Annotated in this window: 17 protein-coding genes; 7 read left to right on the top strand and 10 right to left on the bottom strand. The window is 54.5% G+C overall.

The features are described from left to right. Positions 1–148: 148 nt before the first annotated feature. The 10 genes from ENI00_RS06300 to ENI00_RS06255 all read right to left on the bottom strand — a co-directional run bounded on the left by ENI00_RS06300 (position 149) and on the right by ENI00_RS06255 (position 7,077). Positions 149–787, bottom strand: coding sequence for a peroxiredoxin (locus ENI00_RS06300; protein WP_304100475.1), 639 nt, complete (start codon positions 785–787; stop codon positions 149–151). A 115-nt stretch (positions 788–902) separates the two neighbouring features. Then, a complete protein-coding gene (locus ENI00_RS06295) occupies positions 903–1,475 on the bottom strand; it encodes a TlpA family protein disulfide reductase (RefSeq protein WP_304100589.1) in 573 nt (190 codons plus the stop codon). Positions 1,476–1,532: 57 nt separating this feature from the next. Next, positions 1,533–2,237 (bottom strand): SCO family protein, encoded by a 705-nt coding sequence (locus ENI00_RS06290; protein ID WP_304100472.1) that lies wholly within the window; start codon positions 2,235–2,237, stop codon positions 1,533–1,535. 43 nt (positions 2,238–2,280) lie between these two features. Beyond that, positions 2,281–2,874 (bottom strand): protein-disulfide reductase DsbD domain-containing protein, encoded by a 594-nt coding sequence (locus tag ENI00_RS06285; protein ID WP_304100469.1) that lies wholly within the window; start codon positions 2,872–2,874, stop codon positions 2,281–2,283. Between the two features lie 16 nt (positions 2,875–2,890). Then, positions 2,891–4,081 carry a protein-disulfide reductase DsbD family protein gene (locus ENI00_RS06280; RefSeq protein ID WP_304100466.1) on the bottom strand — a complete coding sequence of 397 codons (1,191 nt, stop codon included), beginning with the start codon at positions 4,079–4,081 and terminating at the stop codon, positions 2,891–2,893. Next, positions 4,081–4,899: a thiol:disulfide interchange protein DsbG gene (gene dsbG / locus ENI00_RS06275; RefSeq protein ID WP_304100463.1), complete on the bottom strand. Its 819-nt coding sequence runs from the start codon at positions 4,897–4,899 to the stop codon at positions 4,081–4,083. The genes ENI00_RS06280 and dsbG overlap by 1 nt, the downstream gene beginning before the upstream one ends. 643 nt (positions 4,900–5,542) lie before the next feature. Then, positions 5,543–6,292, bottom strand: a complete 750-nt coding sequence (locus ENI00_RS06270; protein ID WP_304100460.1) for a TVP38/TMEM64 family protein — start codon at positions 6,290–6,292, stop codon at positions 5,543–5,545. Next, positions 6,270–6,455 carry a hypothetical protein gene (locus tag ENI00_RS06265; protein WP_304100457.1) on the bottom strand — a complete coding sequence of 62 codons (186 nt, stop codon included), beginning with the start codon at positions 6,453–6,455 and terminating at the stop codon, positions 6,270–6,272. Before ENI00_RS06265 ends, ENI00_RS06270 begins: the two co-directional genes overlap by 23 nt. Positions 6,456–6,486: 31 nt before the next feature. Then, the gene (locus ENI00_RS06260) at positions 6,487–6,573 is read right to left on the bottom strand and encodes a hypothetical protein (RefSeq protein ID WP_304100587.1); all 87 of its coding nucleotides are present in this window, start codon (positions 6,571–6,573) and stop codon (positions 6,487–6,489) included. Positions 6,574–6,675: 102 nt separating this feature from the next. Next, complete coding sequence (locus tag ENI00_RS06255) at positions 6,676–7,077, bottom strand: heavy metal-responsive transcriptional regulator (protein WP_304100454.1); 402 nt, start codon at positions 7,075–7,077, stop codon at positions 6,676–6,678. Between the two features lie 245 nt (positions 7,078–7,322). On the opposite strand from ENI00_RS06255, the gene ENI00_RS06250 reads away from it, so the two are divergent. The 7 genes from ENI00_RS06250 (at position 7,323) to ENI00_RS06220 (ending at position 12,190) form a co-directional block, all read left to right on the top strand. Beyond that, positions 7,323–7,706 (top strand): hypothetical protein, encoded by a 384-nt coding sequence (locus tag ENI00_RS06250; RefSeq protein ID WP_304100451.1) that lies wholly within the window; start codon positions 7,323–7,325, stop codon positions 7,704–7,706. Between the two features lie 134 nt (positions 7,707–7,840). Then, the gene (locus tag ENI00_RS06245) at positions 7,841–8,353 is read left to right on the top strand and encodes a DUF411 domain-containing protein (RefSeq protein ID WP_304100449.1); all 513 of its coding nucleotides are present in this window, start codon (positions 7,841–7,843) and stop codon (positions 8,351–8,353) included. Positions 8,354–8,411: 58 nt separating this feature from the next. After that, on the top strand, positions 8,412–9,218 hold the full coding sequence (locus tag ENI00_RS06240) for a hypothetical protein (RefSeq protein ID WP_304100447.1): 807 nt from the start codon (positions 8,412–8,414) through the stop codon (positions 9,216–9,218). Further along, positions 9,211–9,639: a c-type cytochrome gene (locus ENI00_RS06235; RefSeq protein WP_304100444.1), complete on the top strand. Its 429-nt coding sequence runs from the start codon at positions 9,211–9,213 to the stop codon at positions 9,637–9,639. Before ENI00_RS06240 ends, ENI00_RS06235 begins: the two co-directional genes overlap by 8 nt. A gap of 36 nt (positions 9,640–9,675) precedes the next feature. Then, positions 9,676–10,398, top strand: coding sequence for a cytochrome c biogenesis CcdA family protein (locus tag ENI00_RS06230; protein WP_304100441.1), 723 nt, complete (start codon positions 9,676–9,678; stop codon positions 10,396–10,398). Between the two features lie 382 nt (positions 10,399–10,780). Continuing rightward, entirely contained in the window at positions 10,781–11,410 is a 630-nt protein-coding gene (locus ENI00_RS06225; RefSeq protein WP_304100438.1) for a PEP-CTERM sorting domain-containing protein, read from the top strand. 279 nt (positions 11,411–11,689) lie between these two features. Further along, positions 11,690–12,190: a hypothetical protein gene (locus tag ENI00_RS06220; RefSeq protein ID WP_304100436.1), complete on the top strand. Its 501-nt coding sequence runs from the start codon at positions 11,690–11,692 to the stop codon at positions 12,188–12,190. Positions 12,191–12,314: the final 124 nt, after the last annotated feature.

The raw sequence follows: 12,314 nt of genomic DNA, 5'->3' as shown, positions 1-12,314 counted from the left end.
CAGGCAAACCCTATGGATCTGTACCGTGCTTGTTAGGGCGGCTGCGGAATCGATTTGAGGACACAGAAGCACTGACTTCAGCGCTTCCGCTAGGCGTGCGCCCGGGTTTTAATCAGCAGCACGCGAGGCTCAGTTGGCAGATTCTGTATTATTTCCGACCGGGTTGACGCGTAACGCGCAGATACGGCGTCTGCTCATCCCACCCATCAGGAAACCGCTCCTTGGCTTCTTCATTGGAAAGCGACGGAACGATGATCACATCATCTCCGTTTTTCCAGTCAACCGGCGTGGCAACTTTGTGGTTGTCAGTCAGTTGAAGTGAGTCAATAACTCGCATGATCTCGTCAACGTTGCGCCCTGTGCTGGGTGGATATGTCAGCGTCAGACGTATTTTCTTGGCGGCGTCGATAATGAAAACCGTACGAACGGTTAGCTTGGGGTCGGCTTTTGGATGGATCATTCCATAAAGATTCGCGACCACCCGATCCTTGTCTGCAAGGAGGGGGTAGTTAAGCCCTGTACCCTGAGTACTCTCGATGTCTTTTGCCCAGTCGTTATGGGAATCGAGTGGGTCGACGGATACGCCGATCAGCTTGACGCCGCGCTTGGCGAATTCGTCCTTGCGCTTGGCAAAGGCACCCAGCTCAGTAGTACAGACCGGTGTGTAGTCGGCGGGATGTGAAAATAAGACGGCCCAACTGTCGCCAAGCCATTCATGAAACTTAATGTTTCCTTCGGTGGATTCCACGGTGAAATCGGGAGCGGTTTCTCCAAGTTGCAATGTCATCAGTTCATTCTCCTTTGCTTTCGCTGTTGTTCAAGGTTCAGCACAGACGGTATCTTTAAAGTCAACTTTAAGGTCAAGGCTTTTATTGAGGACTTTCATTAAGTTTGGGTTACGTTCAATGTGAAACCTCGACGATGGTACGAGTGATAAAATCAACCATGGCCGGGCGGTCCCATTCCGTAGCTCCAACCAGGCGGCCGATCTCACGGCCTTCGCGATCAAGGAGCAACGTCGTTGGAACGCCCTCTATACCAAGAGTTGAAGCAGCCAGTGTAGACGGATCGATATACATGCGAAGATGCTTGATACTGGTTTCCCGATAGAATTTCTCAACAGCACCGCGCCCCGCATGGTCAATCGACAGAGCGACCACTTCGAATTGCTCGCCCCCCAACTGAGCCTGAAGTGAATCCAGCGTCGGCATTTCTTCACGACAGGGCGCACACCAGGTCGCCCAAATATTGAGCAACACCACTTTGCCGTGCAAATCTGCCAGCGTTAAAGGCTTGCCTTTTTTATCTTCAAATGCGAGCTCGGGCAGATTTCGGGGTGTTTCCCAGATCAGAAAACCCTGAGGACCGACCGAACCTGGAACTTTCCCCGCAGTCGAAACGGAGGGGGTTAATGAAATAGCAAAAGCGAGCATTGCCGCCAGTACCCAGGCTACAGGTGTAGGTTGCTGCCACATCAAAGGTTGCTCCCGTTAACGGTTGTTGGTCTCCTGCTTCGTTGCTGCCCACAGGGACTACTTGCTCTGCATCAGGCCTTCAATACGCGTGTGCAGTCGGCTCCAGAACCCCTCATCAGTTGCAGCATTGGGGCCTATGGCGATGGCCTTGAGATAGGCCATCAGATGTTCAGGCTGGAATTTTAAACCGTGAAAACGGGCACGCATCCGTCCTTCTGGATCGATCACGTGAGTGACTACACCATGTACCTGGACTCCGTCTCCCGTGTCCGTGAATCGAACGCCGTAAGCTTGGGCAAGCTCCGACGTCAACCCGGGCGGTTCGTCGCTGGCCCGGTAGAGAAAGTGCCAGTTGCCGGGGTTGAGGCCGAAATTTTTGCCATAAGCGCGCATGTTATCCCGGGTCCCGGCGACGTCCTCGCGATCCGTGGCGATGGTGATGAAGACCACCTCTTTGATCAGCCCCTCGTCTTCTACCCCGGTCTGCAACTGCCGGATCAGGTTCATGTGCAAAGGGCAGGCCTCCGTACAGCGCGTGTAGAGAAAATTGAGCACAACGGTTTTGCCTTTTAAATCCGCCAGGGAGAGGGCTTTTCCGTCGCTTTCGGTCAGCTTAAACGGAGGGGCTGGTTGATCGACAAACTGAGCATACCGTTCTTTTTCATTTAGCGCCGCTTCAACATCCTCCATGGAGTGGGCATAAGCCTTGAGGCTCCCCAAGGCAACCACGGAAATCAGGAATACTCTTATTATGTTATTCACAGTTGTTCTCCGTTTGATTCCATTTTGGAAGAAAACCCTGGGGTCATTGTGTGTTGGTATCGTTCAGATTCAGGGTAAGAGGCAGGTCAGCCGGTGCCAGGCACACGCCCTCGTCACTGCAGGCCTGTACTCGTACCGTCATGTCGAGCTTACCTGCTTCTTTCAACATGGCTGTCTGTTTTTCGTCGGGCAACAGCCGAATGTTCGCGTCGTCGTCGTATACTTCGAGAGCAATGTCACCAAGCGTAATGTCGCTGACCCGACCGCGTGGATACCGGGTCTGAATCTCAAGCAACTCGCCGTTGACTGAAGAGCTGGCGACGGTGGGAATCAGGAATTCCATGGACGCCGGATTGGCGTTCACATGCCAACCCGGCTGAATGTCCAGTGTCAGAAGAATTTCCCCGGTATCATCAGCCAATGCTTTATTCCCTTCAACAACTTTCAGGCGCACCTTATCGGAAGAACTCGCCAGCCCCGTACGGGCAGCCGGAACCGGGACTGAAGAACTGCCCGGTGCAGTCTGGATAGTGCTGGTGGCACTTCCAGGATTGGTATCGATCAACATGAATGCGGCCCCGGTTGCGATCAGTAGAACCGCTACGCTGGCTAGCAATGCTTTGGGTCGGGTCACCATGATTCATCTCCAGTGTCTAACGTTGTGATTTTTCGGTGCGTTTGATGGCTGCGACCAGGCTGTCGGTGTCAAAGAGACCCGTGAAACGCGCGATAACGACGCCATCACCGTCGATGACCGCTGCGAAAGGCAAAGCCTGCCCCGACATCGCAGTCAACAATGCGTCCTTTTCAGAATCACTCGCTGTCACATCGACCTGTATGGGCACCATGTTGGCGCGCCGCACGGCTTCGGCTACAGCGGGCTCCTGATACACCGTGCGTTCCAGTACTTTGCAGTTAATGCACCAGTCCGCGGTGAACTCCAGCAAGTGGGGATCGCCCCGGGCTTGTGTTTCTTTCAGGAGTTGCGCTGAGTAGGGTTGCCAGGCCAGCCCGCCCTCATCATTATCTGCAGGCCCTGCGAAAACCACCACTGTCGTAAGCGCGAGGCCTGATGCCGTCGCGGCGATCACACGCACGGCTCCGCTACCCTGGATGAAGCGGCGGATACCCCAGATGAGGACAAAAGCCAGCCAGGCTGACCATAGCCATGGGTAAACCGCCTTGGGGACGAGGCTCGCGCTGAAAAAGACGGCAGCAGCCAGCAAAACCAGCGCAAGCGATTCACGAATAGCCAGAGTCCAGGGACCGGTCCTGGGTATTCGACTCAGCCACTCGGGTTTGAGCATCAGCACGGCGTAGGGTAGAGACAGTCCCAGCCCGATACTGACAAATATTCCCATGATCACTGGTGCCGGTTGTGTAACGGCAAAGGCCAGAACGCCACCCAGGAAAGGCCCGGCGCAAGGTGCAGCCAGAATGGCACTCAACAGACCCGACACGAAAGCTTCAAAGTAACGCCTGCCGTGCATCGTAGCGGCAAACGTGGGAATCGGAATCGGCAGGTCCAGCCAGGTGACCATCGCAAACCCGACCAGCAGCGCAACCAGGATGGCGACGAAGACCGTCGACTGGAACAAGGTACCCCAATTCCACTGCAGCAGTGCGGTCAGGCCGCCCAGCGTCAGGAAAAAGGTCAGTGTTCCGGCTGTGAATGCCAGTGCAGCCAGTATACGGTGTGACCGCTGACTGCCAGCCTCCCGCAGAATGGTCCGGATCTTGATGGGAATCGCGGGCAGAACGCAGGGCGTCAAGTTCAGCAGCAAACCTGCCACAATCGCCATAAGGATCTGGCCGGCGATGAGCAAAAAGGGAAGCTGATCCATTACTCAGTGATTCCCAGCATCCTGCCCAGCGCTTCCTGCTTGGGCACACCTGTCTGGCCTCGCCATTGGCCGCTCGTGTTCTTGAACAGTAGCCCTGGTGTTCCATTGAAACCCAATTCGACCATCCACTGGCTGTGTTGTCCGAGCGCCTCCTGGAGGTCAGCCGGGATGGGGGTGAGTTCAGAAACTCCGCTGCCGTTACCGCTCTTGCCGAAATTCTCTTCAAACGCCTGCAGCGCGCCGGCTCGGTCCTCTGCGCTCATGATTGCCGCAGACAGGCCCTGGCTGGAGGGCTTGAGAAAACCAACCATGACCCAGTGCAACCTGACTTTCCCCTCCGATACCCAGTTCCGGGTCTGCTGCCAGAACTTGTGACAGAAAATGCAATTGGGATCCGCGAATACGTATACCTCGGGGGCACCCTTCCCGCCCTCGCTCACCAAGTGGGTATCCCGCGAAAGCTGCTCTGCAACCGAGGCATACGCCGGCTTCGGAATATAGCGTGCGGCATATTGGCGGGTCAGATCGTTGCCGTTACTCTCCAAAAGCGCGCCGGACAGAATGTAGTCACCGAGGCCATAGACTATTCCGGCTTTTCCATCCCGACCCTTTACAACATACCCGGTTACGCCGTCCGCTGGCGTGGAGAAGCGTTCGATCACCGTAAAACCGACTTTTTCCTGGAGAGCGCTGATTCCCGGATCCATCGTTGGTGCCGCAGTTACCAAGGTCGCAATCAAACTCAAAAATAGTGTCATCGAAAGCCTACGGCAAAGCATGGCAATGCGCTGCGCGGGGTGTTCCAAATAGAATGACATCACAAGTAGGTTCCCATTTTTAGGTATTCATCAGGCAATAAAACCGTCAGGGGTGACTGACTACGTGGCGGTATACCGCTCAAGGTCGAACGACAGTCGCTCGACGCGGGAACCCCAGGCGATCAACGGTTCAAAAGGTTGATGAATACTTCGGAGGAAAGGGGTCTGGCCCTGAAAGTACACGGCCGGAATGAGAAGAATAGGCCTTGGGGTATGGAGAGAGCGATAATAGTGGCAAATCCGGAATTACAGATCTGGTGACATAGGAAGAAAGGCACGTGCCGCTACAGCTACCCTGAACCTGCAGCATGGCGCAGTCAGACATCGCCGGGCCATCTAGCAAAAGAACACAAGTCTCAGCCATGGGCTCCACCTCAAAAGAGGTCGCAGCAGTTCCCTGTGAAAAAAGGAAAGAAGCTACGAGCAGCATTGCTGCTAATCCCAAAAACCGCTTCTTCATCGTGTCAATATCCCGATTTCAGAACAACTGAATGAAGTGTCTTTCACATGTAGAGAAACACGTAGCACCCTAACCCAAATCAGTGGGCATCGCCAAGCAGACAGAAACGACTCGTCCTCGTCTTTCCACTCTGGCCCGTCGGTCAATTGAGACTGGACATGCGCGCATAAGTTCCTCAAAACTTTATTGTTCGAGCACGCTCTTACGCCCTATGCGTCGAGAAAAAAACAGCTTCGCAACAACCGGCAACAGGGTAATGCCGCTGACGAGAATCAGCACTATCGTCACCAGCCCTGACTCGGACGCCATGAGCAATCCGCCAAATGCTGTAATCAAATAGGCCGCCGGAATAACACCGGCCAGCGTTGCGACTACGAAGCGCCAGAAAGCGAGCGGTGTCAGGCCCGCTGCATAGCTAACCGCATCGAAGGAGATAAAGGGCACCAGCCTTGATGCAAAAATAATTAGCATCAAAGTACCCTGAGAGCGGTCCTTGCCTAGCCAGTTCAACACCGGGCGCACCCGACTCCAGCGATGTATAACGTCGTAACCCAGGGATCGGGCAATGGCGAAAGCTATCAGCGCACCGGCCTCAGCCCCGACAACCACGAACACCGTCCCCCAGAAGGAACCATAAACCGCCCCGGCGACCATGGCGACCGGGGCGCTGGGAATCGGGCTCAGGACGATGGCCATGATCATCAGGCCGATGATGCCCACCGGCCCCCAATAGCCGAGTTGATCGATCCATTCCCGCAACGCAACTTTGTTGGTCACTGTGGCAAGCGCTCCCGTCTCCAGCAGTATCCAGTAGATCGCTGCAAAGACGATCAGCAGGAGCAGGACCCCGGCCACCTTTGTTTTTACGCTCAACCTGATTCCCTCATTTGCCGGTGGTTCCCAATGGCTGTTACGTTTCAGAGTGGTGTTCATGATCCCCTCTGGCGTTCTTCCTCGCACTTCCAGAATAATTTTTCTTACTGAAGAACAGGTACTTGACGAGGGCAGCAACGCCAAGCACAAGGGCGACGATGAGCAAAAGGGATATCAATCCCATTCCCGCCATTCCAAACACGCATGCATCACTTGTCATCATGTTAATCTCCTGGTGCTGTGTGCCAGGTCTGTCATGAAACGTTGGCTTGTGCTGCCGAGACACCGAGCTGAGTCGTGAGAGCCCGCTCAATGCGACTTACGCACGACGCGCAGGACATTCCTTCAATACCAATCTCTATTTTTTGCATCCTGACCTTGCTCCTCCGCGCAACCAATCCAGCATCTCGTGGATCAGTTCATCCCAACGATAAACGGGCGCACTACCTTTCCTGGGCAATGGCCTCGACGATCGGGCAACCGTCCATAGGACCCTCCCCTGAACATTCCTCCAGCGTTTTCGACAGAACCGCCTCGATACGGGAGAGACTCTGGATCTGGTGCCGGATCTTTTCCAGTTGCTCGCTCGCAATGCGCTTGGCCTCTGCACGGTCACCATTGGCATCCTGGAGCATCAGGAGTTCACGAATCTCCTCAAGAGTGAAACCCCATTGCTTGGCATGGATGATGAACTGCAGCCTGGCGATCGCATCCTCGGGGTAACGGCGATAATTGGATTGGGTTCGCGCAGGATCGGGCATGAGATTTTCCCGCTCGTAGAAGCGAATCGCATGACTGGCCACGCCACTTTGGGCAGAGAGTTCGCCGATATTGAACGTTTTCATTCATTCACCTTAAGCTGAGTCATCAATCACTGCCGTAACCATAACCTTAAAGTTAACTTTAAGGTCAATAGCTTTTGAACGACTCGTAATTGAAAAATCATAAACGCCAGAATGAATTTGCCTCACTAATTCAGACACCGAAGTAGTCGTGTCATTGAAATAAAAAACTGCTAGGATTTGGTGAACTCAAAGACGAGCTGTGTGTCACAGCCTCGAACCTTCACTGCTTGGTGCTTGAGATCAGGATGACCGCAACGACCCGCCAATTCATTTCTGCGCTGCTATCACTGCTTATGGTGATAAGCGGGCCGGCGTTAGCTATGGCCAACATAGCGGACAGCCAAGTGAGTGCTGAGAGGACAGATTGTGGTTCCATGATGATAGCCCAGGTTGAAAACGCCAACTCCTCATCAGACACTGAAGATAGTTGTGCCTCAGTCCCGGATATGGTCTGTCCGAGCGTCAGCGGGCTGAGCAAATGTGGCGTCAACGTCAGCTTCGCTCTCTTACCTGAGAAATCCATAGGCTTAACCGATACCGGCTCCCAGCCGGTATTGACCGCCCGAGCGGCCCTTTATCAGGATCCGTTCCTGGCCTCTACTACGCCCCCTCCAGAACACCACTCCTGAGTTGTAACTCGTATTTTTGCCCATTGAGGCAAAGTCATTGACGTTATTTCTTACAACGATTTTGTAAAAAGATCCGTGCTTTCGTTCGTCACGGGCCTTGTGCTGATCATGACCAAACCAATCGAGGATTTACTATGAAGACCAAAAAGCTTGCCCTGTATACCGGTGTGGCCGCCATCGTTCTCGCCGCCGGCGCCACCACTCTGGCGATGCAGGCTGATGAACCCACCGAATCATCGACCTCTATGGCCGCCGCTGACACATCTGGTCCGGCCATCACAATCTATAAGAGCCCCAGTTGCAGCTGCTGCCAGTCCTGGGCTGAACATCTTAAGGCCAATGGCTTTGAGACCACCATTATAGAAACCGACAATATTAACGAGATCAAGCAGCAATATGGCGTGCCGCGTGAAATGGCTTCCTGCCACACCGCGTTGATCGGTGACGTGGTGATTGAGGGGCATGTGCCAGCAGATGATATTGTCGCTTACCTGGAAAACCCCCAGTTCAATACATTAGGGCTTTCGGTGCCCGGCATGGTTCAGGGCAGCCCCGGCATGGAAACCGGCAAGAAGGAGGATTACCAGGTCATCGCCTTCCGTGCCAACGGCCAGCAAAGCGTGTTCCGCGAACACAACGATTATTGAGGCTGGACCCATGAGAGCGATTGTTCATTCTACGACCAGGGCGGCCTGGAGGTTGTGCTTGCTCACGCTGGCAATCTTGCTGCCAGCGCTGGCTCAAGCCCAATCTGCAGACGACGCCCAACCAGTGACTTCTCTGACGATCAGCTCATCAGGCGCCCTCCTGGTGCTGCAGGGCAGTGATCTCTTTGCCATTGAAGACGGAACTTTGACCGAGATCGCGCTACCGGCAACCGACCAGGGGGCTCAACCCACCTCCATGGCCAGAGGTGCGGATGGAAGCATCTACGTAGCCGGTCCGGGGCTGGGCGTGTGGCGGTACGACAGTGCCGGTGAGAGCTGGCAGTCCCTCAACGATACTTTGCCCGATCTCGGGGTCACTGCCATGGCCGCTCACGCCACACAACCCGGAACGCTCTACGCATACCTTGGGAAGGATGGCATGTTCCGGTCCAGGGACGGTGGCGCCAAGTGGGTTAGAGTGGACAGCGGTCCCCCGGAACCGGTGCTGGCATTCCTGCACTCGGACATGCCCGGCAGCATGGAAAGTGGCTGGCTATTTGCAGCTACTACCCGTGGTGTCTCAAGGTCCATGGACTGTTTTTGCTTCTGGGGCGATGCGGGAGACCTGCGTGGCACTGTTTCCGCAATTGGCTATGACCCGGCTGCCCCGGAAAACGTTTACGCGGTGATCGAGGGCCAGCTTCATCACAGCGCAGATGGTGGCGAAACCTGGATAAGCCTGAAGACTCCCCAATCCGTAACAGCCCTTGCCTTCTCGCCGTCACAAGGACTTGTGGTGGGCACGGCAAACGGGAGCCTGCTTGCCCGTGGTGGCGCTGACCAGTGGACGCCTGTCCATGAATAAGTGGGTCTACTCGCTAGTCCTGCTCGCCGCGCCGGTCTTTGCCGACGCCTCGGGCGGGCCTGGGAGTTCGGAAAGTGCACCGACGGGAGTCGCCCAGGGCAGACAGATTTATGAGCAATACTGCGCTGCTTGCCATGGACGGCAGGGTGAAGGCGCTGCCAACTGGAAAAAACCGGATGAGAAGGGGGAAATTCCCCCGCCGCCTCATGATGAAACCGGCCACACCTGGCGCCACAGCGATGCCATGCTATTTAAGATGATTGCGAACGGGTGGCGACACCCGTTTAATAAATCCGATCGGTTGACGATGCCGGCCTTCGGGAAGCAGATGACCGCTCAGGAGATCCAGTCAGTCATTGATTACCTGAAAACACTCTGGACGGAGGAACAACGGGATTACCAAAAGACAGAAAGCCAGTAGCCCTACCCGGAAAACCACCGATTTTGGAGTTCTTGAATGCCAGATCTTGCAACCTGGGGCATCCTGGCCGCATTTTTGGGCGGCCTGGTGTCCTTCTTTTCACCTTGCACACTGCCCCTCGTACCCGGCTACTTGTCCGTCGTTACCGGCGGAGCGGTGAATGAAACCTCCAATCGTCTGAAAGCATTGTGGCTGAGCTTTTGTTTTGTGCTCGGGTTCAGCGTGATTTTCGTCGCGCTGGGCGCAAGCGCCAGTCTCCTGGGGCAGTGGCTGATGGCCTACCGACGGGAAGCCAACGTAGTTGCAGGGGCACTGATTGTGCTGATGGGCCTGTTCATGCTTGGCTGGTGGAGCATGCCTTCGCTGCAACGGGATTGGCGCCTGGGGCAAACACTGCAAGGTGGTCGCCCCACGGCAGCCTTTTTGCTGGGCGTGGCGTTCGCCGTCGGCTGGACGCCCTGCATCGGCCCCATACTCGGAGCCATACTAGCCCTAAGCTCCACCCACGCCAACGCCGAAACGGGCATGTTATATCTTGCGGTGTATTCGCTGGGCCTGGCACTGCCGTTCCTCGGAACAGCGCTGTTCATTGAGCACTTTCGGGAGCGAGTGCGCTGGCTCAGTCGTTGGAGCCGGCTGTTGAGAGCGCTGGCAGGCTTGGTGCTAATTTTCATGGGCGTGATGGTGTTAACCGGCCAGATGACCCGATTAACCCTCTGGATGATTGACCTGTTTCCGGCACTCGCTCGTCTGGGATGACCGACTTACTCTGTGGCCCGACAAACGCAAGCGGTGTTTCACGCAGTGTGATGCCAAAGCCGATCAGCCGTCCGATTGAGCGACTTCGCGAGCCACTCAATAATGACCGATCGTCCCAAGACAAGCTCGCGCAACAACGGCACCAACGCACGCCAAGCCCCGAAAACACTGACATTAGCCTAAATCACATCCGCAATGGTCCGCGCCACCCAGACCAGAGCATAATTGCCAGCCATCGAGAGTGTCAGATAAATATACACATGCCTCCTCACAGCCGCGGCTTGAAACTTTCAGAACGTTGAAATAAAAGAATAAAATTTTTCTGGCATTAAGTTTGCATTTTTTAAGCATCCTGTAAAACAACGTAGTTAAGGAAGAACTTATGTCTTTATTCAACCGCATCGCCGCGCTCAGTGCTTTAAGCCTCTCTCTTGTCCTTGCCGCACCTGCCAGTGCCAATCTTATTCAGAATGGCAGTTTTGAAGATGACGTTATCTCTGCGAACAGCTGGCAATCGTTTACTGACATAGCAGGATGGGAAGCCGATGCCAATAATGAAAGATTCGAAATCTGGAACGACTATAACGGCGTAACCGCCGCCGAGGGCGACCAGTTTGCCGAGCTGAATGCTCATCCTGGCTCAGGTATTGCGTTCAGCATTTACCAGGAATTTGTGACCGTTACCAACCAGTCCTACGACATCAGCTTTGCCTATCGAGCGCGCGCTAACGACCAAGAGACGTTCTCTTTCGATGTCATTTCGGGTGCAAATTCGCTGGACTGGCTCCTAGACGACCACACGACCGATGGTTGGAGCATATTTTCAAATTCGTTCGTAGCCGCAGACACAACTACGACTATCAGGTTCACCTCTGTGAATCCTTTGACTGGCACGATTGGTAACTTTCTGGATGATGTAAAAGTGACCGCAACAGTGCCTGAGCCGGGCACCCTTGGCCTGCTTGGCGCTGGCCTGCTTGGCTTGATGGCTGCCCGTCGCCGCCGCGCCTGATTGCACTACCTGAACTACGTTTTTAAAAGGGCAGCATTCGCTGCCCTTTTTCATGTTCGTGTTTTGAGTACCAATACTTTCCGAACACCAGGCTCGGCGCAAGCTGGCGAAAAAACCATTTATTATCTTTTCTGATTTTTCTGCGTTCTAGTATGAACACTCTAATTTTTCACCGTACTGTAGATCCATAGCTTGAAGTCAGACGGATTCCCGCAAATACATTCGCGTGGTGAATTCTTCTTCAACCAAAGCGATCACCAGCAAACCAGGAGAATCAAAATGGGTAAACTTAAAACGTATCAGCAACAGATTCAGGAAATTGTCGAAAAAGGCATCAATGCCGCAGAAGAGCAACAGAAGAAGCTATCTGCCAAGCCTTTCGCGTACGCTGAGAAGTTGGAATCTGGCGCTCGTGAATACAGCGTCAAATCCTTGCGCACACGTTACTACGGCTACAGTGAGACACTGTTCGAGCAGCTTCGTAGCCTCAACCTGCGCATGGGCAGCTTTGCAGCTGACATCGCTTCAAAACTCGAGAAAGAAGCGGCTGACGGCGCCGACGCGGTTTCAGAAGCTGTATCTGACGCAGCCGATGACGTAACCAGCGTAGCGCAGTCTTCCAAGCACAAAGTAGCTAAGGGATCGGACACAGTGTCTGAAGCCGCAGCTGACGCCGCTGATGAAGTGACCAGTGTTGCGCAGTCTACCAAGCACAAGGTCAACACCAAGAAGCCGACTGCAAGTAAGAGCTCTACGAAGAAGACACCCGCTTCTGCCTGATAGCAGAACGGGTGAATAAAAAGGTCGCCGGGTGGCGACCTTTTTTTGTGCCTGGGGAAAAGATACTCCGTTAGTTGAATGACAGCGCTTGCTCTACGACAAAAACCTGCTTGGCAAACGAAAC

This window comes from Marinobacter antarcticus, from assembly GCF_011049865.1.
Classification (GTDB): domain Bacteria; phylum Pseudomonadota; class Gammaproteobacteria; order Pseudomonadales; family Oleiphilaceae; genus Marinobacter; species Marinobacter antarcticus_A.
The sequence above is the reverse complement of the archived record's forward strand: the minus strand, read 5'-3'. Positions and strand labels throughout refer to the sequence as shown.